General features: G+C 56.2%; 24 protein-coding genes. 6 read left to right on the forward strand and 18 right to left on the reverse strand.

The genetic code is table 11. The features are described 5' to 3' along the window. The 4 genes from dapF to argH are packed head-to-tail and all read right to left on the reverse strand — an operon-like array spanning position 1 to position 3,685. Positions 1–834 carry a diaminopimelate epimerase gene (dapF, locus tag KUO20_RS15980; RefSeq protein ID WP_235040783.1) on the reverse strand — a complete coding sequence of 278 codons (834 nt, stop codon included), beginning with the start codon at positions 832–834 and terminating at the stop codon, positions 1–3. Continuing rightward, positions 834–2,105 (reverse strand): diaminopimelate decarboxylase, encoded by a 1,272-nt coding sequence (gene lysA / locus KUO20_RS15985; RefSeq protein WP_235040784.1) that lies wholly within the window; start codon positions 2,103–2,105, stop codon positions 834–836. The genes dapF and lysA overlap by 1 nt, the downstream gene beginning before the upstream one ends. 33 nt (positions 2,106–2,138) lie before the next feature. Then, a complete protein-coding gene (lptM, locus tag KUO20_RS15990; RefSeq protein WP_096277011.1) occupies positions 2,139–2,282 on the reverse strand; it encodes an LPS translocon maturation chaperone LptM in 144 nt (47 codons plus the stop codon). Continuing rightward, positions 2,279–3,685, reverse strand: coding sequence for an argininosuccinate lyase (gene argH, locus KUO20_RS15995; protein ID WP_235040785.1), 1,407 nt, complete (start codon positions 3,683–3,685; stop codon positions 2,279–2,281). The genes lptM and argH overlap by 4 nt, the downstream gene beginning before the upstream one ends. 159 nt (positions 3,686–3,844) lie before the next feature. Between argH and hemC the strand changes: the two genes are divergently transcribed. Further along, the gene (gene hemC, locus KUO20_RS16000) at positions 3,845–4,789 is read left to right on the forward strand and encodes a hydroxymethylbilane synthase (RefSeq protein WP_235040786.1); all 945 of its coding nucleotides are present in this window, start codon (positions 3,845–3,847) and stop codon (positions 4,787–4,789) included. Next, entirely contained in the window at positions 4,786–5,565 is a 780-nt protein-coding gene (locus KUO20_RS16005; RefSeq protein ID WP_235040787.1) for a uroporphyrinogen-III synthase, read from the forward strand. The genes hemC and KUO20_RS16005 overlap by 4 nt, the downstream gene beginning before the upstream one ends. A 183-nt stretch (positions 5,566–5,748) precedes the next feature. Here KUO20_RS16005 and KUO20_RS16010 read toward each other — a convergent pair whose 3' ends face one another. Then, positions 5,749–6,027: a hypothetical protein gene (locus tag KUO20_RS16010; protein ID WP_235040788.1), complete on the reverse strand. Its 279-nt coding sequence runs from the start codon at positions 6,025–6,027 to the stop codon at positions 5,749–5,751. Positions 6,028–6,061: 34 nt separating this feature from the next. Here KUO20_RS16010 and KUO20_RS16015 point away from each other — a divergent pair, with 34 nt between their 5' ends. Further along, the gene (locus tag KUO20_RS16015; protein ID WP_235042507.1) at positions 6,062–7,072 is read left to right on the forward strand and encodes a uroporphyrinogen-III C-methyltransferase; all 1,011 of its coding nucleotides are present in this window, start codon (positions 6,062–6,064) and stop codon (positions 7,070–7,072) included. Beyond that, positions 7,069–8,331 carry a heme biosynthesis HemY N-terminal domain-containing protein gene (locus tag KUO20_RS16020; RefSeq protein WP_235040789.1) on the forward strand — a complete coding sequence of 421 codons (1,263 nt, stop codon included), beginning with the start codon at positions 7,069–7,071 and terminating at the stop codon, positions 8,329–8,331. Before KUO20_RS16015 ends, KUO20_RS16020 begins: the two co-directional genes overlap by 4 nt. A 55-nt stretch (positions 8,332–8,386) precedes the next feature. Here the strand turns inward: KUO20_RS16020 and mscL are convergent, their stop codons facing one another. Further along, the gene (gene mscL / locus KUO20_RS16025; RefSeq protein WP_235040790.1) at positions 8,387–8,902 is read right to left on the reverse strand and encodes a large-conductance mechanosensitive channel protein MscL; all 516 of its coding nucleotides are present in this window, start codon (positions 8,900–8,902) and stop codon (positions 8,387–8,389) included. Between the two features lie 189 nt (positions 8,903–9,091). Next, positions 9,092–10,276 carry a 4-hydroxybenzoate 3-monooxygenase gene (gene pobA / locus KUO20_RS16030; protein WP_235040791.1) on the reverse strand — a complete coding sequence of 395 codons (1,185 nt, stop codon included), beginning with the start codon at positions 10,274–10,276 and terminating at the stop codon, positions 9,092–9,094. Positions 10,277–10,419: 143 nt separating this feature from the next. On the opposite strand from pobA, the gene KUO20_RS16035 reads away from it, so the two are divergent. Continuing rightward, positions 10,420–11,322 carry a helix-turn-helix domain-containing protein gene (locus tag KUO20_RS16035; protein WP_235040792.1) on the forward strand — a complete coding sequence of 301 codons (903 nt, stop codon included), beginning with the start codon at positions 10,420–10,422 and terminating at the stop codon, positions 11,320–11,322. A gap of 6 nt (positions 11,323–11,328) precedes the next feature. Here the strand turns inward: KUO20_RS16035 and KUO20_RS16040 are convergent, their stop codons facing one another. From KUO20_RS16040 to KUO20_RS16090, 11 genes are all read right to left on the reverse strand, one after another. Continuing rightward, complete coding sequence (locus KUO20_RS16040; RefSeq protein ID WP_235040793.1) at positions 11,329–12,618, reverse strand: TRAP transporter large permease; 1,290 nt, start codon at positions 12,616–12,618, stop codon at positions 11,329–11,331. Next, positions 12,608–13,135, reverse strand: a complete 528-nt coding sequence (locus tag KUO20_RS16045) for a TRAP transporter small permease (protein ID WP_235040794.1) — start codon at positions 13,133–13,135, stop codon at positions 12,608–12,610. Before KUO20_RS16045 ends, KUO20_RS16040 begins: the two co-directional genes overlap by 11 nt. A gap of 12 nt (positions 13,136–13,147) precedes the next feature. Then, positions 13,148–14,173 (reverse strand): TRAP transporter substrate-binding protein, encoded by a 1,026-nt coding sequence (locus tag KUO20_RS16050; RefSeq protein ID WP_235040795.1) that lies wholly within the window; start codon positions 14,171–14,173, stop codon positions 13,148–13,150. A gap of 322 nt (positions 14,174–14,495) precedes the next feature. Then, the gene (gene pcaG, locus KUO20_RS16055) at positions 14,496–15,128 is read right to left on the reverse strand and encodes a protocatechuate 3,4-dioxygenase subunit alpha (protein WP_235040796.1); all 633 of its coding nucleotides are present in this window, start codon (positions 15,126–15,128) and stop codon (positions 14,496–14,498) included. A 44-nt stretch (positions 15,129–15,172) separates the two neighbouring features. Further along, positions 15,173–15,907, reverse strand: a complete 735-nt coding sequence (gene pcaH, locus KUO20_RS16060) for a protocatechuate 3,4-dioxygenase subunit beta (protein ID WP_235040797.1) — start codon at positions 15,905–15,907, stop codon at positions 15,173–15,175. 32 nt (positions 15,908–15,939) lie between these two features. After that, complete coding sequence (locus KUO20_RS16065; protein ID WP_235040798.1) at positions 15,940–17,136, reverse strand: alpha/beta fold hydrolase; 1,197 nt, start codon at positions 17,134–17,136, stop codon at positions 15,940–15,942. Between the two features lie 10 nt (positions 17,137–17,146). Then, positions 17,147–18,349 (reverse strand): 3-oxoadipyl-CoA thiolase, encoded by a 1,203-nt coding sequence (gene pcaF / locus KUO20_RS16070; RefSeq protein WP_235040799.1) that lies wholly within the window; start codon positions 18,347–18,349, stop codon positions 17,147–17,149. Between the two features lie 10 nt (positions 18,350–18,359). After that, the gene (locus KUO20_RS16075; protein ID WP_235040800.1) at positions 18,360–19,133 is read right to left on the reverse strand and encodes a CoA-transferase subunit beta; all 774 of its coding nucleotides are present in this window, start codon (positions 19,131–19,133) and stop codon (positions 18,360–18,362) included. After that, the gene (locus KUO20_RS16080; protein WP_235040801.1) at positions 19,133–19,951 is read right to left on the reverse strand and encodes a CoA transferase subunit A; all 819 of its coding nucleotides are present in this window, start codon (positions 19,949–19,951) and stop codon (positions 19,133–19,135) included. Before KUO20_RS16080 ends, KUO20_RS16075 begins: the two co-directional genes overlap by 1 nt. 187 nt (positions 19,952–20,138) lie before the next feature. After that, on the reverse strand, positions 20,139–21,449 hold the full coding sequence (locus KUO20_RS16085; RefSeq protein ID WP_337926487.1) for a class-II fumarase/aspartase family protein: 1,311 nt from the start codon (positions 21,447–21,449) through the stop codon (positions 20,139–20,141). A gap of 109 nt (positions 21,450–21,558) precedes the next feature. Next, positions 21,559–22,236 carry a TetR/AcrR family transcriptional regulator gene (locus tag KUO20_RS16090; RefSeq protein WP_235040803.1) on the reverse strand — a complete coding sequence of 226 codons (678 nt, stop codon included), beginning with the start codon at positions 22,234–22,236 and terminating at the stop codon, positions 21,559–21,561. A gap of 168 nt (positions 22,237–22,404) precedes the next feature. On the opposite strand from KUO20_RS16090, the gene KUO20_RS16095 reads away from it, so the two are divergent. Further along, positions 22,405–23,451, forward strand: coding sequence for a DctP family TRAP transporter solute-binding subunit (locus KUO20_RS16095; RefSeq protein WP_235040804.1), 1,047 nt, complete (start codon positions 22,405–22,407; stop codon positions 23,449–23,451). Positions 23,452–23,497 lie beyond the last annotated feature (46 nt).

Here is a 23,497-nt window from a genome sequence, read left to right on the forward strand (position 1 = left end):
TTAATTGATTGCTACGCGGCCATCAAAAACGCGCGTAGCGGGCCCCACCATCGTTAGCGCCCCTTCAGGGTCAGGCCACTCAATGCTGAGTTCTCCACCGGGTAAATGCACTTTCACAGGGCTTTTCAGCAGCCCCTGACGAATGCCGCTGGCCACTGCCGCGCAGGCACCCGTACCGCAAGCTAACGTTTCGCCACTGCCGCGTTCATAGACGCGCAGGCGTATTTCGCTAGGTGAGAGTACCTGCATAAAGCCTACGTTAACACGCTTAGCAAAACGAGGATGCGCCTCAATCAACGGCCCAAGCCGCTCGACCGGCGCGCTATCAACGCTTTCGACCTGCAGCACCGCATGAGGATTGCCCATTGAGACGACGCCAATCTGCAGCGTGTCATCGCCCACATCTAGCCGGTGCAGCGGCTGGTCGCCCGGCGCATCAAACGGCAAAGCCAAAGGGCTAAACCGCGGGCGCCCCATATCAACACGCACCATTCCATCAAGCTGCACGGTTAATACCAGCGGCCCGCCCGCTGTTTCCACATGAATTTCATGTTTATGCGTCAACCGCTGATCGCGTACAAAGCGAGCAAAGCAGCGCGCTCCATTGCCGCAGTTTTCCACTTCACTGCCATCTGCATTGTAAATACGGTAGCGAAAATCCATGTCCGGGTCACGGGGCGGCTCGACCACTAACAGCTGGTCAAAGCCAATGCCGAAACGGCGGTCTGCCAGCGCGCGGATTTGCGCCTCGTCCAGCCGGGCGCGCTGCGTGACGAGATCCACCATGACAAAGTCGTTACCCAACCCATGCATTTTGGTGAAGTGCAGAAGCATCAGCGTTCCCCTTCGGGCAGCAACGCTTCGCCGGCCCACAGGCTCGCCACGGTTTCACGCGCCCGGACGACATGGCAGCTGTCGCCATCGACCATAAGCTCCGCGGCGCGAGGACGGCTATTGTAGTTTGAAGCCATCACAAAGCCGTAGGCGCCCGCCGAGCGCACCGCCAGCAGGTCGCCTTCCGCGATCGAAAGCTCGCGCTCTTTACCCAGGAAATCGCCAGTCTCGCATACCGGGCCAACCACGTCGTAAAGCGCAGTCGCGCGCGCCTCGCGGGTGTCGACCGGCACAATTGCTTGCCATGCTTGATACAGCGCAGGGCGAATCAAATCGTTCATCGCCGCATCCACAATGGCGAAGTTTTTGGTCTCACCGGGCTTGAGAAACTCAACACGCGTCAGCATTACGCCAGCATTGGCAGCAATCGAGCGCCCTGGCTCAAACAGTAGCGTCAGTGCTTCACCACCTTCCCAGCGCGATAGCCGTGCCAGCAACTGGCTAGCGTAATCAAATGGCTGGGGTGGCTTTTCATCGCGATAGGTGACGCCCAAACCGCCGCCTAAGTCGAGGTGATCAATTTCGATGCCTCGCTCACGCAGGCGCTCCATCAGTACCAGCAGCCGCTCCAGTGCATCCAAGAACGGAGCCGTTTCGGTTAGCTGCGAGCCGATATGGCAGTCCAACCCTTTGACCTGAAGATTAGGCAAACTGGCGGCTAGCTCATAGGCCGCCAACGCTTCGTCTATCGAGATGCCAAACTTATTGTCTTTCAAACCCGTCGAGATATACGGGTGCGTACCCGCGTCAACGTCTGGGTTGACCCGCAGCGACACCGGCGCCACCTTGCCCTGCTCGCCCGCAACGCGATTTAAACGCTCAAGCTCCGGGCGCGACTCAACGTTAAAGCACTTAATGCCCACGTCTAGCGCACGGGCCATTTCGTGGGGCTGCTTGGCTACGCCGGAAAACACCACCTTAGCCGGATCACCGCCGGCTTTAAGCACGCGCTCAAGCTCGCCGATCGAGACAATGTCAAACCCTGCGCCAAGCTTGGCGAGCAGGCCCAGCACCGCCAAGTTAGAGTTGGCTTTTACTGCGTAACAAATCAGATGCGGATGACTGCCCAGCGCTTCGGTATAGGCCCGAAAGTGACGTTCAAAGGTCGCTTTTGAATAGACGTAGCAAGGCGTGCCGTATTCGTTAGCGATCCGTGACAGCGGCACATCTTCGGCGTACAGCACGCCATCGCGGTAGTTAAAATAATCCATGTGGCTCTCCCCTTTTCCTAGGCCAGTGGCGCTCTATTCAGCCGCTCGGCTAGGCTGCTCGTCAGACTGTTCGATGGCGGGCGCATCGTCCGGCAGATAAAGCGGCCCTTTTTGCCCGCAGCCAGCTAAACCGGCCAGGCTTGCCACCAGCAGTACCATCAGTGCTAACGTTTTCATGCCGCACCTGCCTTGAGTGCGCTTAGCGCATCGCGCGCGCGCTGGGCAGCAGCACGCACTTGATTCGGCGCGGTGCCGCCAATGTGATTACGCGCGGCCACCGAACCTTCAAGGGTCAACACCTCAAAAACATCCTGCTCAATGATGTCGGAGAATTGCTTGAGCTCTTCAAGACTCATTTCAGAGAGGTCTTTTTCCGTTTTCAGACCGTAGGCCACCGAGTGACCGACAATTTCATGGGCATCGCGGAAAGCAACGCCCTTGCGAACCAGATAATCGGCGAGATCCGTCGCGGTCGAAAACCCACGCCGCGCCGCTTCAACCATGCTGGCTTTTTTCGGTTCAATGGCAGGCACCATATCGGCGAAGGCTTTCAAGCAGTCGCGCACGGTATCTACGGCATCAAACAGCGGCTCTTTATCTTCTTGGTTGTCTTTGTTGTAAGCCAACGGCTGGGATTTCATCAGCGTCAGCAGCGCCATTAAATGGCCATACACGCGGCCGGTTTTACCGCGCACCAGCTCGGGCACGTCCGGGTTTTTCTTCTGCGGCATAATGGATGAGCCGGTGCAGAAGCGGTCGGGCAGGTCGATAAAGTTGAACTGAGCGCTGGTCCACAGCACCAGCTCTTCGCTCATGCGCGATAGATGCATCAACAAAATGCTGGCAAAGCTTGTGAATTCGATCGCGAAGTCACGATCTGACACGGCGTCTAGCGAATTTTCCGCCGGACGGTCAAAGCCTAGAAGCTCTGCGGTGACGTGGCGATCAATCGGATAGGTCGTTCCCGCTAGGGCAGCGGCGCCCAGCGGCATCACGTTGACGCGTTTGCGACAATCCAACAGGCGCTCATGATCCCGCGACAGCATTTCTTGCCACGCTAAAATGTGGTGGCCGAAGGTTACCGGCTGAGCCGTTTGTAGGTGGGTAAAGCCCGGCATGATGGTGTCGGCTTCACGGTCAGCCAGCTCAATCATGCCTTCGCGCAGGCGCTTAAGCTCTACTTCAATGACATCGATTTCATCGCGCATGAACAGACGAATATCGGTGGCTACCTGGTCGTTTCGCGAACGTCCGGTATGCAGCTTCTTGCCGGTAATACCAATTTTATCGGTCAGCCGCGCCTCGATGTTCATGTGCACGTCTTCAAGCGGCACCGACCAGTTGAATTCGCCGCGCTCGATCTCGCCCTGAATCTCGTTCAGGCCGTTGATAATGGCGTCGCGCTCGTCATCGGTCAGTACGCCTACGCGGGCCAGCATGGTGGCATGGGCAATGGAGCCCTGAATGTCCTGCCGGGCTAGGCGCTGATCAAAGGTGACAGACGCGGTAAAACGGGCAACAAAGGCATCGGTGGGCTCGCTAAAGCGACCGCCCCAAGACTGATTAGTAGCTTGGCTCATCGGAGATATATCCTGCTGACAAAACAATGGAGTCGTTGACGGAAAGTGTACCAGAGTCGTCCCGCTCAGCGGCATGCCGTTTTTACTGTGGCGCCCGGTGCTTTATGATAGGGGCATCATAGTGTGAGTCGCCGTGTCTGCGGTACAGGGGAGAATAACGTGCTATCAATTACCAAATTGCGCATTGCCACGCGTAAAAGCCAACTGGCCATGTGGCAGGCTGAGTACGTTCGTGACCGCTTAATGGCAGAGCACAGCGGTCTTGAGGTCGAACTTGTCCCCCTTTCTACCAAGGGCGATAAAATAATCGATACGCCGCTTTCTAAGATTGGCGGGAAAGGACTGTTCGTCAAAGAACTTGAAGATGCGATGCTTGATGGCCGTGCCGATATTGCCGTCCACTCCATGAAAGACGTGCCGATGCACTTCCCAGAAGGATTGGGCCTCTCGATCATTTTGGAAGGAGCCGACCCTACCGATGCGTTTGTGTCTAACCACTACGCAAGCCTCGATGAGCTGCCTGAAGGCGCGCGCATTGGCACCGCCAGCCTGCGCCGTGGACTGCAAATGCGCGAAGTCCGTCCTGACCTACAAATTCTTAATCTGCGCGGCAATGTGCAAACACGACTCGCAAAATTAGACGCTGGCGATTTTGATGCCATTATTCTCGCCTCTTCAGGGCTTAAACGTTTGGGCTTAGACGCTCGCATTGCTCAGGCGCTGCCACCTGAAGTGTGCCTACCTGCCTGTGGTCAAGGGGCGTTAGGCATTGAGTGCCGCCTGCATGATCCTGAGCTTATCAGCCTGCTCGCGCCACTGGATGACCCTGACACTGCCACTCGGGTACGCGCAGAAAGAGCGATGAATACGCGACTCGATGGCGGCTGTCAGGTGCCTATCGCAGGCCATGCCATACTAGATCTTGCCAACGAAACGCTGTGGCTACGCGGCTTAGTGGGCAACCCAGAGGGTACAGAAGTGCTTCGCGCCGAAGGCAGTGGCTCAATGCATGAGCCTGAAGCGCTGGGCATTCGCGTTGCAGAAGACCTGCTCGACCAAGGCGCAGGTGATATTTTGGAAGAGGTTTACGGTCGAGAAATATGAGCCAACCGGTTCTCATCTGCCGCCCTGGCGAGCGCGGAGAAGCGCTCGCCGCGGCGCTACGCGGCCAGGGCGCAAGCGTTGAATCACTTAATGTGATGCAGCTGGAAACGCTGCCAGAAGACGCTGCCATGCGAAGCACGTGGCTGGATATTGATCAGTACCATAAGATAGTCGTTATCAGCCCCTTCGCCGCCGTTTGCTTGGCCGAGGCATTAGACCGCTACTGGCCACAGCTTCCCGTTGGGATTGACTACTACAGCGTGGGTAGCGCTACCGCGAGCACGCTTTATGATCAGCTAGGCGTGCGCGTACACCTGCCCCCAGCCGATGCGGGGGAAGACACCAGCGAAGCGCTGCTGGCACTTGCGTCGCTGCAGCAGCTGGCGCATCAGCGTATTCTATTAGTGGCCGGTGAAGGCGGGCGGGCACTGCTGGCGGAAACGCTGGCCGCACGGGGAGCAAAGGTAAGCCGCATCGCCGTTTACCGGCGTACGCTTCAACCCCTTGCGCCCGCCCTGCAGGCGTATCTTTTTTCAGGTAATTATCGGGCGTTGATCGTCACCAGCAGCGAACTGCTGGAACATCTGGCAAAATGGTGTCATCAGGCGGCCTTCAACCAACCGCTAATCGTTTCCAGTCGCCGTTTGGCTACACTGGCTGGCATACTAGGTTTTTGTAACCTCAAGGTGGCGTCTGGAGCAACGTCGGCTGCGTTGATAGCGGCGTTGGAGACTTGCGACCCACAGGGTGCCGATGTCGATCAAGGAACTTACTAAGGGCTAGCGACAGATGAGCAAACAAGTAAACGATCAAGGCGATGTTCAACCGACATCCGCCGATGCCTCTCAAGGCGTCCCTAAAACGACCGACACGGCCGCTGCCACTAGCAGCACGTCTGAGCCCAGCACGCCAACTACGCCGCCGAGTTCACCGCCGTCCTCTCAAAGCGGTGCTAATAATCAAAGTGGTGCTAATAACCATCGTTCGCGGCGCCGTGGCAAGGGCGGCGCAAGCAGCGCAGTCTCGCCGGCAGCCAGCGCAACGGTCGCGCCCACGTCGCCAGGCGCTTCCGCGCCCAGTTCATCGACCCCAGCAACAAGCTCACCTTCGCCAGCACCCAGCACAGCATCATCACCCAGTGCGGCATCAGCCAAGCCTGCACCATCAAAACCAACACCACCGAAATCGCCTACCGGCAGTGCGACCGGCGGCACGCCGCCACCCAGCAATACGAGCAAAGGCGGCGGCGGTAAGGGCGGCCTCTTGGCTATTGTGCTAGTGATTATCGTGGCAGTCGTCTTGGCGCTCGTCGCCTGGCAGGGCTGGCAGCGCCTTGATAGCCAGCAGCAGCGCATTGATGAACTGACCCAGAAAGCCGAAAGTAACGCATCGCAGCAGTCGGTGAGCGAGCTGGCATCGCGCCTAGACGGCGGCGAGGCGGAGCGCGAAGAGGCACTGCAAGGTACCCTCAGCGAGCTGCGCGACGAATTTGGCAGCTACCGCAGCGAAGTCGATGAGACCTTGGGCCAAGTGCTGGATCAACTCTCCCAAGAGCAGGACACCGACGAGCGCGATTGGCTGCACGCCGAAGCCGCATATCTGCTGCGCCTGGCTAATCAACGCCTGCAGTTAGAGGGCGATGTTAACGGCGCGGCTGCGCTGCTGCGCACCGCTGACGCGCGCCTTGTCGATGCCGAAAATCCAGCATTAACGCCGGTACGCCGCGAAATTGCCAATGAGCTAGCCGCCCTTGATGGCGTGCCTCAGGTTGACCGTACCGGCCTCTACTTAGCGCTAAATGCACAGCAGGAACAGGTTGCCAATCTGCGGCTTTCGCAAGAAATTGAAGAGCGCGCGGTAACGTCCGGCATCGAACAGCCGCCTACCGGTACGTTCCAGCGCCAGTTAGCACGCTTCGGCCAAGAGCTGAAAGATCTGGTGGTGGTTCGCCATCACGATGAAGCGCTGGAAGCGCTTGTGACGCCCGAGCAAGAGTCGTACCTGCGCCAGAGCCTGCGCTTAATCTTAGAGCAGTCCCAACTCGCTCTGCTAAAAGAAGAGCAAGATCTGTATCAGGCCAGCCTTGATAAAGCGTTGGGGCTTCTTAACGACTATTACGATACCGACCGCGAAGAAACGCAAAACGTTATCGCGCGCCTTCAAGAGCTTCAGCAGGCCGAGATAAAACCGGAGCTGCCGGACATCAGCGCTTCTCAGCAGGAACTCACGCGGTTTATTGAGAACCGCCATGAGACGCGTGGCCAAAGCGGAGGTGATGCATGAGAAAACTTGTTCTGCTGATTGTCGCTGGCCTCGCCGTCGGTGCCCTCTTTGGGCAAATGATGATGGCGGTGCCCGGCTACTGGCTTATCCGCGTTGGTGACACTTCCATACAAACCTCGTTTTGGTTTGGTCTGGTATTGCTGTTTGCCGCGTTTGTTGTCCTACATTTCGTTTTGCGCTTGCTAAGCGGCATTATTCGCCCGATGGGCCGTTTTCGCAGCTGGAACAGTCGCGCTCGCAACCGCCGCGCTATGCAGCGCACCGTGCGTGGCCTCGTCGCGCTAACCGAAGGTCGTTGGAAAAAAGCCGAGAAAACCTTGGCTAACGCTGCCGATGACTCCAGTACACCGCTGGTTAATTACCTATCGGCAGCGCTGGCCGCCCACTACCAAGGCAACCACGCTAAGTCTCAAGAGCACCTCAACCAGGCCCAGCTCTCAACGCAAGGCGCCGATACAGCCGTTGGCCTGATGCAGGCGCAAATGATGATTGAGCGCCAGCAGCCCGAAGAAGCCCTGGCGATTCTCAATCGACTGGACAAAAAGCTTTCTAATCACCCGCAGGTGCTCAAGCTCCTGAAGCAGGTGCATGTAAGCGTCAACGACTGGGAAGGCCTGCGGCGTTTGATTCCAAGGCTGGCGGCGCAAAAGCTGATTTCTCAATCAGAGCGTGAGCAGTTAGAGTTTAAAGCCTACCGTGAGCTGATTGTCTTTGAGGCCAAAAACCCAACCAACGTTGAGCGTGTGCGTGGACTGTGGGCGGATATGCCTGACTATATGCGCGGCAATACAGAGCTTATCGCTATTTATTGCGAAGCCCTGATTCAAGCCAATGAAGAGTTTATTGCCGAGCGCCTGCTTAACCATTCGCTTGACCATCATTGGGATGCGCGCTTAGTCAAACGCTACGGCCTGCTGAAGGTTGACCCAGCAAGACAGCTGGCAAAAGCAGAGAAATGGCTGCAAGAGCGACCTAATGATCCGGAGCTGTTACTGACCTGCGGCCGTCTCTCTCTGCGCACCGGCAAATGGGAAAAGGCGCTGGAATACTTTGAAGCCAGCCAGCGCCAGCGCCCCAACGGCGAAGTATGCGCAGAGCTTGCGCGCCTTTACGCCAGTATGGGTGAGCACAACAAAAGCCAGCTGTACTATCGTCACAGCGTTGAAATGCTGGCTAAATCGCTGCCCTCGCTGCCTCAGCCAAGCGATGCAGGTGATAGCCAAACCCCTGATACAAAAGCGGCTAAAAAACACGCTTAACGTATCCACATAAAAACGGGTGCCCTTTTGGCACCCGTTTTTTTATACATCACTATTAAGATTGCAATGGCGTCGACGCTGCATTAACAGACTGCTGTTCTGCCTCTGTGGGCACCGGCAGCTCGGAGGTGCAGTGGCCGCACCGGGTAGCTTTGATGGGCACGGTCATGAGGCATTGCGGGCAGGACTTCTCGACAGGGCTTTTGGGCGCTTGCACTTCTTCACGCTTTAAGCGGTTAATCGTTCTTACCAGCATAAAGACAACGAAGGCCACAATTGTGAAGCCGACCACCGCATTGATAAACAGCCCAACGTTTAGGGTAACTGCACCAGCAACCTGAGCGGCCGCCAACGTGGGGTAAGGTCCTGCAACGGTGCCTTGACTGAGCACGATAAATAAGTTGGAGAAGTCGACCCCACCCACCAGTAGGCCGATAATCGGGTTCATGACATCCTTGACAAGGCTCTGCACGATTAGCGTAAAAGCACCGCCGATAATGATACCCACCGCCATATCAATGACGTTGCCTTTCACCGCAAATTCACGGAATTCTTGTAATATTTTTGCCATTTTGCGTTCCTCTTCGTGCCCCAAAGCAAATAATGAAATACGGCAATCCCGTATTGTTCAAGCGTAGATACGCAATGATACATCCACTGTAAGAGTGTATCGCGCAATTGCGTTTTTGCTCGATACTTTAAAAAAACATGCAGAAACTAGGTAACAGAAGGTTGGCATTTTAGCTATAGCTATTAAGCTCTACTCAAGCGACTCGTAAGGCAGACCCACGTAGTTTTCCGCAATGGTGGTCATCCCCGCTTGAGAGCCAGTGACGTAGTCCAATTCAGCTAGCTGCATGCGGCTGTTAAAATCTTCCTCATCGGAAAAATTATGCAGCATAGAGGTCATCCACCAGGAGAAGCGCTCCGCCTTCCAGATGCGTTTCAGGCAGGTTTGAGAGTAGCGCTCGATCAAGTCCGTGCGCCCTTCCTGGTAGACCTTCATCATCAGACGGTAAAGCGTATTCACATCGCTCGCGGCCAGATTAAGCCCCTTCGCACCGGTGGGCGGCACAATATGCGCCGCATCGCCGACCAGGAACAGCCGACCGTACTGCATCGGTTCAACCACATAGCTACGCAGCGGCGCGATGCTTTTCTCGATCGAAGGACCCGTGACAAGCTTTGCGGCCACCTCGTCAGGTAGGCGACGCTTAAGCTCCTCCCAAAAACGCCCGTCAGACCAGTCTTCTACCTTTTCCTCTAACGGCACTTGGAGGTAGTAACGGCTGCGGGTCGCAGAGCGCATGCTGCACAGGCTAAAGCCGCGCTCATGGCGCGCATAGATCAGCTCATCGGACACCGGCGGGGTCTCCGAAAGCATACCCAGCCAGCCGAACGGGTAGACTTTTTCGAACTCTTTGATGCGGTCTTGAGGAATTGCCTGGCGGGAGACGCCATGATAGCCATCGCAACCGGCGATGTAGTCGCAGTCAAGCCTGACCGTTTCACCGTTGTGCTCAAAGGTGAGATAGGGGTTGTCACTCTCCAGGTCGTGGGGCTGGACGTTTTCTGCTTCATAAAGCGTGGTTGCACCAGCGGCTTCGCGCGCCTCCATTAGATCCCGGGTGACCTCCGTTTGGCCGTAAACCATCACTTTACTACCACCGGTCAGCTCATCCAGTGCGACCCGCACGCGGCGATTATCGAAAACAAGCTCAAAACCATCGTGGGGTAAGCCCTCTTCATCCATGCGCTGGTCAACACCCGCTTCGCGCAGTAAGTCCACCATGCCCTGCTCAAGCACACCGGCGCGGATACGGCTCAACACATACTCACCGTTACGCCGCTCAACAATTACGTTATCAATGCCTTGGCGCTGCAGTAGCTGGCCCAGCAATAGACCAGAAGGGCCTGCGCCAATAATCGCGACCTGCGTTTTCATAGGGGGCCTCATCGTTGTCATTATATAAACGCTGATGACTTGTATTTTTCAATGAAACGGTGTGCATAATAAGGCATGAATGAAAAGATTAGTTGGACTTTTACAGCGTTATCGCACGACATTAGTCGCATGAGGAGCAGCGCGTGAAAATATCAACGACAACACATGTTCCCGTGTTCAAGCTATACGGTGAAACCCAGCACTGGCCGACGCCGGACTTACTGCACTGTGAGTCAATTCCCGAGCGCAGCCGCCTGCATGATTGGCGCATTCGCCCTCACCGACATGTTGATTTAGTGCATATTCTATTTATCAGTCACGGCAGTCTGGCGCTAGAACTGGAAGGGGCTAGGCACAACCTTGAAGGTGCGGTGACCATTATTGTGCCCGCGATGGCTATCCATGGCTTTCATTTTTCTACCGATATCGGCGGCCACATTATTACCCTGGCAAAGCCATTGGCCGACCACCTCAACGAGTTAATGGGAGAAAGCAGCGCGCTACGCAAAGCTGATTTTCTACGCCTTAATCAGCCCGCCAACACCCAGCGCATTGCAACGCTGACTCAGCAAATTGACCAGGAGTACCGCCAGCCGGCACCTGGCAGAAACCGATTGCTTGAAGCGCTGGTACAGGCCTTAGTCGTCGAGTTATCGCGCCTTACCGCTTACCCTGACAGGCCTTCAAAGCGCCATGGCCCTCGCCAGCACGATAAGGGTCGTCAGCACCTTGAAAACCTTCAAGCATTGGTCGAAGCTCACTACCGCGAGCAGCCAGGTATTGAACAGTTAGCCGAGCAGGTAGGTGTCAGTAGCGCACACCTGAATATGCTCTGCCGCCAGCTCGCCGGCCGCAGCGCCCTGCAGTTGCTGCATGAGCGCCTTATGCTTGAGGCCAAGCGCCAGCTCACCTATACCAATATGACCATCGGGCAAGTCTCCGACAGCTTAGGCTTCTCTGAACCGGCCTACTTCACGCGCTTTTTTAAGCGCAATACCGCCCTTTCGCCGCGCGACTTCCGGATTCGTCAGTCGCAAGAGTATTAACACCGTTTAGAGCAAGAAGTAGGTGGATAGCACGGGAAAAAGGATTAGGAGAGTTAAACGAAGTAAATCAGACACCACAAAGGGCGCGACCCCTTTAAAAATCTCCCCCAGCCCGACATGCGGCGCCATCGCTTTAATCACAAACACGTTCATCCCCACCGGCGGGGTCATTAGTCCCAGCTCTACGGTCAGTACGGTAAGAATACCGAACCATACAGGATCGATCCCCATCGCCTGAATGATCGGGTACACCACCGGCACGGTGATCACCAACATCGCGATGGAGTCCATAAACATGCCCAGCACAAAGTAGAGCGCCAGGATGCACAGCACCACCACAATGGGGGTGAGATCCATGCCATAGAGCATGTCAGTAATGGAAAATGAAATACGCGACACCGAGATAAAGTAACCCAGCGTTTCAGCACCTACTAGCATAAAAAACACCACCGCAGAGAGCGCCAGCGTTTCCTGTACGCTGCGCCACAGCTGGGCGCTGCGCATGCCTTTTACGAGGGCATAAATTAAGGTAGCAAATGCGCCGACACTGGCACCTTCGGTGGGGGTAAAGGCTCCAAAATAGATCCCTAAAATCATCACCAGGAAAACGCCAAAAAATGGCACTAAACCGGTTAGCGAGAGCAGCTTCTCTTTCCACGCTGTGGGCTCGCCCGCTACTGCCAGGGATGGGCGTAGATACATCACCACCGTAATAGTCAGTGAATACATCACCAGACCCAGCAGGCCAGGAATCAACCCGGCCATGAACATATCGCCAACGGACTGCTCAGTAAGGATGGCGTAGATCAGCAGCGCGATGCTGGGCGGAATCATGATGCCCAATGTGCCGCCTGCGGCAAGCGCCCCGGTCGCTAAACCACGGTGATAGCCGTAGCGCTCCATCTCCGGCAGCGCCACCCGGGTCATGGTACTCGCCGTCGCCAGCGATGAGCCGGAAATGGCAGAGAAGATGCCGCAAGATCCGACGGCAGCGATGGCAAGGCCACCCTTCCAGCCCCCACAAATGATGCGAGTCGAATCAAATAGCTTGCCAGCCATCCCCGAATGGGCCGCCAGCACGCCCATTAAAATAAACATGGGCACCGCGCTGAAACTGTAATTGGAAAGTACCTCTACCGGCACGGTTTTTAACTGGGCGACCGCCGCCTCCCAACTAATGATCTGGGCAAAGCCCACCACACCAACAATCAGCATCGTGAGAGCAACCGGTACGCGCAGAATCATCAGTACCAATAAAAACCCTAGCCCTATGGCCCCAATTGCTTCACTCCCCATGCGCTGGCTCCTCACCCGCAGCGTAAATAACGCCTAGCAGGGCATGAATCAAGCTACGTATTCCCAATAGCAAACTGAGCACCGCTGCCAACTGGTAAATCGGCCCCATGGGCAATCGCAGGTCTTGGGTTATTTCCCCGTATCGAGTCGCCGCGGCTGCCGAATCCAACAGCCCAACAAAAAGAATTAGCCCCAGCGCCGTGAACCCAAGTAAAAAAACGCCTTGCAGGCGATTTTTTATCGCTTGTGGCAAGCGATGAGAGAACGCTTCCACAACGACTTGGCTTTTTTCGACATTCGCGGCCATGGCTGCCAGTAGCGCAAACAGCATGAAATAGCTCACCAACTCCACGCTGCCGGAGACGCGCAGCGCGATAGCGCCCTCCGTTAGCCGAGCAAGATAGCGCGTGCTGACATCGGCAATAGTCACCGACAGCAGGCCAATCAATGCGGCCCCGGCCACCAGGCGACAAACAAGGGCCAGCCAATGGCTGGCCCGGTAGAGAGTAGACTGCATGACACATTACCCCTATTGGGCGCTACAAGACTCGCTGGCCGTTAACGCTGCCTGATAGACGTCACGTGCCTGATCCAGACCGCGCTCTTCAAGCTGCGTCAGGTAGTTTTCAATCCCGGTTTCGAGCGGTTCTTTCCAGTCAGGATGCTCAAGCGGATTTTCAATTTCACGAATGGTATGGCCTGCATCGACAGCTTGTTGCTTGCCTTCTACGTCAAGACGGTCAAACACTTCACCCGCTTTTTCAGCCCATTTCATGCCTGAGTTATTGTCGATGATCGCTTGCTGCTCGGGCGATAAGCCGTCATAAGCACGCTGATTCATGGTGGCGACAAAGATCAGCGTATAGAAAGGAACTTCGGTGTGATAGCTGACTAGCTCATTAACACGAAAACCTTTTAAGCCTTCCCAGGGGAAACTCAGGCCATCAATCACGCCGCGTTGCATGGAGGTATAGATATCTGGCGCTGGCATGCCCACCGGGCTTGCACCCATATTTTCCAGCATTTCGCCCGCCACCGCAGTGGGACGGCGGATGCGCAGTCCTTCGAGATCAGCAGGCGTTTGCACATCGGTATCGATGGTGTGGATGCCACCAGGACCAGTGGTGAACATGAATAACGGGCGAGTATCTGCGTATTCGCTATCTAGATGGCCATCATCAAAAAGCGTCTGCAGCACGCAAGCACCTTGCGTTGCCGTACTCGCCACCCCAGGTAATTCAACGATCTGAGAGAGAGGGAATCGGCCGGCAGTATAGCCCTGGGCAGTGGCGCCAATATCGGCAATACCGTTGGCGGCTGCCTCATAAATGGAATCGGGTTTGGCTAAGGTGCCGGCAGGAAACATTTGAATCGTTAGATCGCCACTGGACTCTTCGGCAATGGTATCAGCCCATGCCTGTAAAACATCTTCATTAACGCCTGAAGGGCCAGGCCAAAAGTGCGCCATACGTAGCGTGGTTTCTGCTTGTGCTGAACTAACGGTAAGGCCAGCAATAGTCGCTGCCAACACACACCGGGATAGGGACAGTTTCATTGGAGTCTCCGGATTTTCTTGGATTATTGTAAGTTCGTATGGCGAATACTAGTTCGCTTTAAGCAACCACATTAGTTCACTATCTGACGTAGGGCTAATCGACATTCGTCTATGTTCAGACTCATCAGTACGGTCTTTTTACCTTCCAGCCTTATACCATCAGAGTTGATGCCATAGTGCCTTTACTTAAAAGCATAATGACAGGATACAGTTGGACTTTTACAAGATTTACGCTCGACCAAGGTCGCAGCCAAGCAAAAAAACGCTGCCCACTCATGAGCAACGCTTTTTCTTTTATCGACGATAGTGGCCATTGATACGACTAGAAATCAAAAAACACCGTCTCGCCTTTGCCCTGCAGGCAGATATCCAAACGATAACGTACCTTGCCATCAACCTCTTCATGCTTGGCGATCAGCGTTTGCCGGCGCACTGGAGATTCGATACGTGAAAGCACCGGGCACTTATTATTAGCTTCGGTCTCATCTTCAAAATAGAGGCGTGTCTGGAGGTGGACATTGACGCCCCGGGCAAAGATCGTCAGGTTAATATGCGGCGCCATCCATTGGCCGTTGGGGTGCTTCACCGCACCGGGTTTGATCGTGGTGAGTGACCACTCGCTGCCATGGTCAAAGGTGGTCGCGGTGCGCCCAAAGCTATTGAACGGCTTGCTGAGATCATAATCGGCCTGGTAGGTGCCGTTAGCATCGGCTTGCCATGCTTCTATAAATGCATCGCGCACTAAATCGCCATTGCCGTCAATCACGGTACCGACGAGCTCAATATGCTCGCCCTCGGCGTCGGGCTTGACCATCTCGTTCCAGATCTCTTCATCCCGCACGGGGTTGCCCGCTGAGGCGAGGGCCAGGCCAATATGCACGTAGGGGCCAGCGGTTTGTGAGGCGGTTTCACGTAGCATCAGATCGCTGGTCGGCTGGCTGTTAGGCTGATTCATGATGTATGCCCTGCCCTTATTGGTTTTCAACTATTGGTTTTCAACTATTGATTTTCGAAGAAGGTCTGCAGCTCACCGCGCACGACCACGTCAAAACGATAGGCGAGGAAGTCCATCGGCTTGCTATGGGCCATATCAAGCCGTCCAATCATCGTCTCAACCGCAAGAGGGTCTTTCAGCGTATGTACGATGGGGCAAAAAGGAATAAGCGGGTCGCCCTCAAAATACATCTGCGTGATTAATCGAGTAGAGATCGAGGGGCCGGTCACCGATACGTGGATATGGGCAGGCCGCCAGCTGTTCATATCGTTGGGCCACGGGTAGGGGCCAGGCTTGACGGTACGGAAGCGATAAAAACCCTTATCATCGGTCAGGCAGCGCCCTACACCGCCGAAATTAGGATCCAGCGGTGCTAAATACTTATCGTTTTTATGCCGATAACGCCCGCCCGCATTGGCTTGCCACATTTCCACCAGGGTGTGCGGTACGGGCTTGCCAAACTGATCCACCACTCGGCCAAACATCATAACTCGTTCGCCCTGGGGGAGCCCGCCCAGGCTCGCATCCTGGCGAAAGTTCAGCAGCAGGTCGTTATCGTGTGGCCCCATGCGCAGGTGACTAAAATCCGGGCCGGTCAGCTCCGATGCCGTTGGCTGCTGCATACTCACCAGCGCCTGCTGGGGCGAGCGCGCCACCGAGGTTTTATAGCCCGGTGCATAGGCGGGCGGATGCCAACTGCGGTCGCGCGCTACAAAGCGCTTATTATTGTCATGGGTCATTGCCCTTCCCTCTCGTCCGTTATTTTGACTCTTTACTCGCCCCAGCCCAGCTCTTTAGCGAGCGCAAAGGCGTGGTTAGCCGCAGGTACACCGCCGTAAATCGCAACATGCATCAATACCTGGCGCAGCTCGGCTTCGGTTAGCCCAATTCGTTTAGCTGTTTTTAAGTGCAGCGTGAGCTCTTCACGGCCAAGCGCAGCCAAAATGCCGGTGGTAATCATGCTGCGCTCACGGCGTGTTAAGTCGTCGTTGCTCCACAGCTCGCCCCAGGCCAAGCGGGTAATCATCTGCTGAAAAGAGGCATCTAAACTGTTAGCGTTAGCGGTGGAGCGCGCCACGTGCTCCTCGCCTAACACCTGCTTGCGCGTCTGCAGGCCAGTGGCGTAAGCCACGCCTTGGTTCGCCACGTCGCCTAAATCAACGGCTAAAATCGCGAGCAGTTTCTCGGCAAAGAGCGCCGGTGCTTCTACTGAGGGCACGTGCCCCACGCCGTCAAAAATGTCCAGCGGTGCACCATCGAGTTCAGCAGCAAGTGCTTCCAGCGTCGCGGGCGGCGTGGCAAGGTCTTCACTGCCACCCAACAGCTGTACTTTGACTTTATTAGGGACGACCTTATGAGGGAGGTGCTTACCTGAAAGCTTTCCAGTGAACGTATCGCGGCCCAGCATTTCGCACAGCTGGGCGTAGGACTCATCATCACCACGGCCCATCTGAACACACCAGCCCGCTTTCAGCGCGGGAGCAGCCTCAAACGCCGCCGGAGCAAACCAGCGCGGCACAATCTCTTGAGACATCGCCGCCAAGCTTTCCTGACGCACACGACCTGCACGCGTGTTCCAGAGATCCGGGTTACCGATCACCGCGCCGGTGTTGGTCAGCGTAGCGGAAAGTAGGCGATCGCTATGCTCTGCAATCAACTGCTGGCCGACGACGCCGCCAATGGAGGTGCCTGCGAAGTGAAAGCGTACAGCACCTGCAAGCTCCACCAGCGCAAGCGCCTCTGCGGCGAGGTCAGCGGGCGTGATCTGCTCACCGCTTACGGCTTGGCTGGCGCCATGGCCGGGTAGATCCCAGGTGAGCACTCGATAGCTAGGCAGTAGCGCAGGAATAACGTCATCCCATACCGCCTGGCTCATGCCCAGCGGATGCGCCAGCACCACGAGTGGATTGGCCTCTGACCCGAGCAGCCGGTAGGCCACGCTGCGACCATTGATCGTGTGAAATGCCATAAAGCCTCCGTTAAACCCGCTCAATCAGTGTAGCGATACCTTGGCCAACACCCACACACATGGTGCACAGCGCGTAGCGTTTGCCGCTGTTTTGCAGCTCATGCGCGGCCGTCATTAACAGACGTGCACCGGACATGCCCAGTGGATGGCCCAGGGCGATCGCGCCGCCGTTAGGATTCACGCGAGGGTCGTCGTCTTGCAAGCCCAAATCGCGCATGCAGGCCAGTGCCTGGGCGGCGAACGCCTCGTTAAATTCAAATACATCGATCTCGTCAATAGAAACACCGGTGCGTTTCAGCAGCTTCTGTACAGCGGGTACCGGCCCGTAACCCATAATACGCGGCTCGACGCCTGCGGTGGCCATACCGATAATTTTCGCCATCGGCTGAAGACCGTGCTGTTTAACCGCTTCTTCGCTGGCCACCAGCATCGCCGCCGCACCGTCGTTGACGCCCGACGCGTTGCCTGCGGTAACGCTGCCGCCTTCACGAAAGGGGGTAGGCAAACCTGCCAGTTTTTCCAGCGTGGTTTCCCGCAGGTGCTCGTCCTGATCAAAGATCAGCGGCGCCTGCTTACGGCGGGGAATCTCGATCGCCGTAATCTCTTGAACAAACCGGCCGGCTTTTTGGGCAGCCGCGGCTTTCTGCTGGGAGCGCAGCGCAAACGCATCCTGATCTTCCCGGGAGATATTGAACTGCTCGGCGACGTTTTCTGCTGTCTCCGGCATGGAGTCAACGCCGTAAGCTTTCTTCATTAGCGGGTTGATAAAGCGCCAGCCAATGGTGGTGTCTTCCATTTTTTGGCTACGAGAGAAGGCGCGATCGGCTTTACCCATCACAAAGGGCGCCCGCGACATGGACTCCACGCCACCGGCCAGCGCCAGCGCCATCTCGCCCGCTTTAATGGCGCGAAAGGCGGTGCCCACGGCGTCCATCCCCGAGCCACACAGGCGATTCATGGTCGTGCCGGGAACCGAAGTAGGAAGACCCGCCAGCAGCGACGCCATACGCGCCACGTTGCGGTTATCTTCACCGGCCTGATTAGCACAGCCCATAAAGACTTCTTCAATCGCCGCGGGATCAAGACTCGGTGCTTCTGCCAGGACGGCTTTAAAAATGGTGGCCGCGAAATCGTCCGGACGCACGCTTGCCAGCGTGCCGCCAAAGCGGCCTACGGCGGTACGTCGTGGGTGACATAAATAAACGTTTGTCATGACCGACTCCTTATTCGCCCGCGTGGGCGCGTTCGGTGCGGGCTTTCAGCTCGCGCAGGATCTCAAGTTCTTTCTCGCTGGGCTCAGGCGTGCTTTCAAGCTGCTCAGCAAAGCGCACTTCCCACCCCGTCGCATCCATCACGTCGCTACGATTAATACCGGGATGCAGCGACACCACCACCAGCTCTTTCGTCTCCGGGTCGGGTTTCATCACGCACAGGTCGGTAATCACACGGGTGGGGCCTTTGCCAATATTGGGGACGTTATCGCGCCCTTTGCCGTCGCGGCCAAAGCCGAGAGTGGTGACAAAATCTACGTCTTTAACAAATGCCCGCCTGCTGTGCTTAAGCGTAATAAATACTTCGCCTGCGTTAGTGGCAATTTCGGGCGCGCCGCCGCCGCCCGGCAGGCGAACCTTGGGCGCTTTGTAATCACCGATCAGCGTGGTGTTAAGGTTAGCAAAGCGGTCGATTTGCGCGGTGCCTAAAAAGCCGACATTGACCTTTCCACCCTGCAGCCAGTAGCGGAACATTTCCGGCACCGCCACGGTGGTCAGCGCGGACTCACACAGCTCGCCATCGCCGATCGAAAGCGGCAGAATCTCAGGCTTGGTTTGTAGCGTGCCAGACTCATAGATCAGCACCACGTCAGGCGCGTGGGTCAGCCGCGCCAAGTTGGCGGCCTCAGAAGGCAAGCCGATGCCCACAAAGCATGTCATGCCATTTTCAAGCGCCCGCGCGGCGGTAACGGACATCATTTCAGAAGAGGTATATTCAAGGCGCATCAGGCTTGGTCTCCTACGTTAAACACGTTGTCATCAAGCCACTGGGTAAAAGTATCGCGGTCGCGGGCGATGGCATCCCACTCTTTATAAAAGCGGTTGCTGCGGCCGTAATAGCCGTGGGTATACGAAGGCAGTGCGCCTTTCTCAGCCACAGCAATGGCGCTGATGGCCCAGCCGGGAATCACGCAGGCATTAGGGTGCGACTTCAGGTCATCGACGATTTCTTCTACGGTCACGATGCTGTGTTTAGCCGCCAGCACGGCTTCTTTCTGCACGCCAACAATCCCTTCCACCAGCACGTTGCCTTGGCGGTCGGCGCGCTGGGCGTGAATGATCGAGACGTCCGGGCGCACTGATGGCACCGCGGCTAGCCGCTCACCGGTAAACGGGCATTCAATGAACTTGATTTGATCGTTCACACTGGGCAACTCGCTGCCCACATAGCCGCGCAGCACCGCCAGCGGCAAACCTGCAGCACCGGCCTCAAAAGCACAGGCCATGGCCGCATGGCTATGCTCAAGAATGTCGATCTTATGGGGCCAGCCTTTCTCAACCGCATCGCGCAGGCGATGCAGCGAACCCACGCCGGGATTTCCCCCCCAAGAGAAAATCACTTTTTTCGCGCAGCCCGCGCCAATCAACTGATCGTAGATAATATCGGGCGTCATACGAATTAGCGTTAGTTCACGCTTTTTCTGGCGGATGACTTCGTGGCCCGCGGCAAAAGGGATGAGGTGGGTAAAGCCTTCCATAGCTACGGTGGCGCCGTCTTGGACGTAGCGCGCTACCGCGTCATGCAAGCTGAGAAACTCGGCCATATGGGATGCCTCTTAGCAGATCGTTGGCGAATCGCAGGGAGCTTGTTCGTTTGGCGAACATAGATTCTTAATGCGAACAACTTACTGCCGAACGCTAATTAGGTCAAACCCTACAGCGGGCGTTTGATGCCCAGCGTTTAGGTGCCACTGTTAAAGATAGTTTGTAAAATTCATATTTTTCAGTAGCTTAATTTTTTATTAGCCATTTTTTAGCACGCGTAACCTGGGCAAAGCTGCTACCAAGGTATAAAGCAGGGTCGCAAGCTGTGTGCAGCGCATCGTCATCAATAATGCCTTGTGCATCAGGATATTCAGCGAGTACTTCTGTCAGTACCTCGGTATAGGGCCGCGACTCACGCAATGATATTTCCGCCGCCGCCGCGCTAACGGCTTTCGCCTTATCCAGGCCTAGTTTGGGTGCAAGTAATCGCGCCACAGGTTCAGCCATAATGCCGCCGCCAGTAGCCATCAGATTGCGCGACATGTTGTCGGGGTAGACCTCAAGCCCTTCCAGCAGCACGGCGACTTGCTCTAACGCACCTTCCACCAACAGCGCACTCTCCATTAGTGGTGCCCACTCCGCATGCCATTCGCCCAAACCGCGCTCAAGGGGCTGGGCGGCAGCGTTAATCAGTACACTAGTATGGCCATGGACTTGCCGCGCTGCGCCGCGAATGAGCGCGCTGCGCACTGGGTTACGTTTATGAGGCATAGAGGACGACTCCCCCATCCCAGGCGCCGAAGGTTCTGCCACTTCACCGACTTCGGTTTGTGTCAGCAGCGATACGTCCAGGGCAATTTTTTCAGCCGCCCCAGCGACTGCATCCAACGCCGTACCCAGGTCGTGAATAGGGTAGCGGTCGGTATGCCAGGGCAGCACCGGCACCGCCAAGCCTAACCGCTCGGCTAACGCATCCATCCACTCAAGCCCAAAGTCATCCCAGCCTGAGTGCACGCCTACCGCACCACCAAACTGCACGGGTAGCTCAACAGCGCTTAAACGGCGGCGCGCTTGCTCAAGGCCTATGGCCCAGTGAGCCACCTTCACCCCAAAGGTAATCGGCAGCGCCTGTTGCATCAGAGTGCGCCCCACCATGGGCGTGTCAATATGAGTATCCATCAGCGCCGTCGCCGCCGAGCGGCAGCGCAATAGCAGATCGTCTAGTGCTGTTAAGCGTGGCTTAAGTAGCAGCATGAGGGCGGAATCGACCACGTCCTGGCTGGTCGCGCCCTGGTGCCAGTAGCGCTTGATATCATCGGCGAGCAGTGCACGGCTCTGCTTAACGAAGGGTATCGCCACATTGCCACCGCTGGCGATGCCCTCGGCGATCTCAGCGACATTAACGCTGGCGCGCTCAAGCTGCTCACGCATTTGCTGGCTAATGCCACCAGGCACTGCTCCGCTGGCTTCCTGAACGTCGGCCAGGGCCAGTTCAAAGGCCAGCATAGCACGCACCATGGCGTCATCGTTGCACGCGTCTAAAGCGTGCTGACTCATGAAGGGATGCTTTAAAAACGCGGCAGGCATGGGCAGAGGCCTCCTCTTAGACGGGTGTAGAAAACAATAGCTCAGGAAACGTCGACAACAAGGGCAAGCATGCTCACGATTAAGACGGTGTCTCGTCAGCGCGTACGTAACGCAGCACCATATCGGTAACGTGCTCCTCTAATTTTTGCTGATTCTCCGGTGCGGTTTGGTGCCAATCAAAAATCTGCGAAAAGGTGTGCTGATTTGAGACATTGAAAAATGACAGCGCGCTAATCAGCCAGTGCAGCTCCCGAGGATCCAGGCCTTCGCGAAAACACCCCTCCTCTACGCCGCGGCTATAGACGTTGGTGAGTACGTCAATCACTCCGGCATTCAGCGATTGAATCAGCTCTGACTGCGCCAAAAACCGGCCATGATGAATATTTTCGATCATCACAAGACGAATGAAGTCAGGGTTTTTAGCGTGATGGCAGAAGGTAAACCTCACCAGTCGACTAAGCGCTTCTAACGGGGCTAAGTGATCAAGATCAAGCTCGGTCTCTTGTAAGCGTACCTTTTGATAAGAGGCTTCTAATGTATGCAGGTAGAGCGTTTCTTTATCATTAAAGTAGTAGTAAATCATCCGCTTGGAGGCGCGGGTTTTTTCGGCGATCTCATCGATCCGTGCCCCAGAGAGGCCTTTTTCTGAGAATTCGCGGGTGGCTACCGCCAAAATATCGGCGCGTACGGACTCGGGGTCATTTTTACGCTGCCGCCGCGCAGCGGGAGGACTGGCCTTGGTCGAAGGGACTGTCATAGAGCATGCCTTTTATTGTCGTGGTCGTCTTTTGTCTAGTATGCCACTTCTTGACTGAACGTACCATTTCGTACATTGTTGGCTAATACAGGACGGAACGGCTAAACACGCCATTGTTTCAGGCTGTTCCAACCCTTATAACAACGGCCCGAAAAGAGGACAACAACAATGTCTCTGACCCCACTGTTAACGTTGAAACAACTGCCTTTGAAACGCGCGCTGACGACGGCACTCGCTACGGCTACGCTCGTTGCCGCAGCGAGTGCCTCTGCCCAGACGCTGCGTTTTGCCCACGTTGACCCCGATGAATGGACCACCTCGAAAAAAGGTGCCGCCGGTCAGGTATTTAAAAACCTGGTAGAGGCCGAAACTGATCTCACTGTGGAGCTCTATCCAGCCGCTTCGCTAGGCGGTGAAACTGAGCTTCTGGAAGGTGCGCAGGATGGCACCATCAGCATCGCGATGGTGTCCGGTGCCTACGCCAACTTCTGTCCGGCGGTCGCTGTAACCGATATCCCTTACACCTTCCCGTCAGCACCCGTGGCATGGCAAGTAATGGACGGCGAATTCGGCACCGCACTCGCCGAGCACTGTTTGCAACAGACCGGGCTGCGCACGTTGGCTTACGGCGAGACAGGCTTTCGCCACTTCACTAACTCCGTGCGCACCATCAACTCACCGGAAGATATGCAGGGCCTGAAATTCCGCGTGCAGACCATTCCGCTCTACCAGGAACTGGTGCGTGCGTTGGGTGGCGAGCCGCAGGGCATCGCCTGGGGCGAAGTGCCCACGGCGCTTGCCACCGGCGTCGTCGATGGCCAGGAGAATCCCATCTCGGTGATCTATGGCAATAACTTCTACGAGTTTCAGGATTATTTGACTCTGGATCGTCACGTCTACGGCGTCGATCACCTGCTGATTAACGATGAGATATTCCAGTCGCTGACCGAGGAAGAGCAAGCCGCTGTAAAACGCGCCGCTGTGGTCGCGGGTAACACCGGCCGTGTCATTCAGCAGTTCAACTCGGCGGAAGGTATCGCCAAGCTAGAAGCGGAAGGCATGGAAATCACCCAGCCCAATGCCGAGCAGATGGAAGCCTTCCGCGAAGCAGCGCAGCCACCGGTTCAAGCATATCTGCGCGACGAGCTTGGCGACGATGCCGAGTGGATTGATCGTTTATCGTCTGCGGTGGAAGCGGCGTCCGAACGCTTCTAATCCCCGCCTGATCAAAGCGCTTCGCGAGTGAGCCATGTTGGGCTCA

This window comes from Vreelandella profundi, from assembly GCF_019722725.1.
GTDB lineage: Bacteria > Pseudomonadota > Gammaproteobacteria > Pseudomonadales > Halomonadaceae > Vreelandella > Vreelandella profundi.

Coding starts and splice junctions, on each gene's coding strand:
- dapF (WP_235040783.1), bottom strand. CDS start 834: ATGCTTCTGCACTTCACCAAAATGCATGGGTTGGGTAACGACTTTGTC.
- lysA (WP_235040784.1), bottom strand. CDS start 2,105: ATGGATTATTTTAACTACCGCGATGGCGTGCTGTACGCCGAAGATGTG.
- lptM (WP_096277011.1), bottom strand. CDS start 2,282: ATGAAAACGTTAGCACTGATGGTACTGCTGGTGGCAAGCCTGGCCGGT.
- argH (WP_235040785.1), bottom strand. CDS start 3,685: ATGAGCCAAGCTACTAATCAGTCTTGGGGCGGTCGCTTTAGCGAGCCC.
- KUO20_RS16005 (WP_235040787.1), top strand. CDS start 4,786: ATGAGCCAACCGGTTCTCATCTGCCGCCCTGGCGAGCGCGGAGAAGCG.
- KUO20_RS16020 (WP_235040789.1), top strand. CDS start 7,069: ATGAGAAAACTTGTTCTGCTGATTGTCGCTGGCCTCGCCGTCGGTGCC.
- mscL (WP_235040790.1), bottom strand. CDS start 8,902: ATGGCAAAAATATTACAAGAATTCCGTGAATTTGCGGTGAAAGGCAAC.
- pobA (WP_235040791.1), bottom strand. CDS start 10,276: ATGAAAACGCAGGTCGCGATTATTGGCGCAGGCCCTTCTGGTCTATTG.
- KUO20_RS16040 (WP_235040793.1), bottom strand. CDS start 12,618: ATGGGGAGTGAAGCAATTGGGGCCATAGGGCTAGGGTTTTTATTGGTA.
- KUO20_RS16045 (WP_235040794.1), bottom strand. CDS start 13,135: ATGCAGTCTACTCTCTACCGGGCCAGCCATTGGCTGGCCCTTGTTTGT.
- KUO20_RS16050 (WP_235040795.1), bottom strand. CDS start 14,173: ATGAAACTGTCCCTATCCCGGTGTGTGTTGGCAGCGACTATTGCTGGC.
- pcaG (WP_235040796.1), bottom strand. CDS start 15,128: ATGAATCAGCCTAACAGCCAGCCGACCAGCGATCTGATGCTACGTGAA.
- pcaH (WP_235040797.1), bottom strand. CDS start 15,907: ATGACCCATGACAATAATAAGCGCTTTGTAGCGCGCGACCGCAGTTGG.
- KUO20_RS16065 (WP_235040798.1), bottom strand. CDS start 17,136: ATGGCATTTCACACGATCAATGGTCGCAGCGTGGCCTACCGGCTGCTC.
- pcaF (WP_235040799.1), bottom strand. CDS start 18,349: ATGACAAACGTTTATTTATGTCACCCACGACGTACCGCCGTAGGCCGC.
- KUO20_RS16075 (WP_235040800.1), bottom strand. CDS start 19,133: ATGCGCCTTGAATATACCTCTTCTGAAATGATGTCCGTTACCGCCGCG.
- KUO20_RS16080 (WP_235040801.1), bottom strand. CDS start 19,951: ATGGCCGAGTTTCTCAGCTTGCATGACGCGGTAGCGCGCTACGTCCAA.
- KUO20_RS16085 (WP_337926487.1), bottom strand. CDS start 21,449: ATGAGTCAGCACGCTTTAGACGCGTGCAACGATGACGCCATGGTGCGT.
- KUO20_RS16090 (WP_235040803.1), bottom strand. CDS start 22,236: ATGACAGTCCCTTCGACCAAGGCCAGTCCTCCCGCTGCGCGGCGGCAG.
- KUO20_RS16095 (WP_235040804.1), top strand. CDS start 22,405: ATGTCTCTGACCCCACTGTTAACGTTGAAACAACTGCCTTTGAAACGC.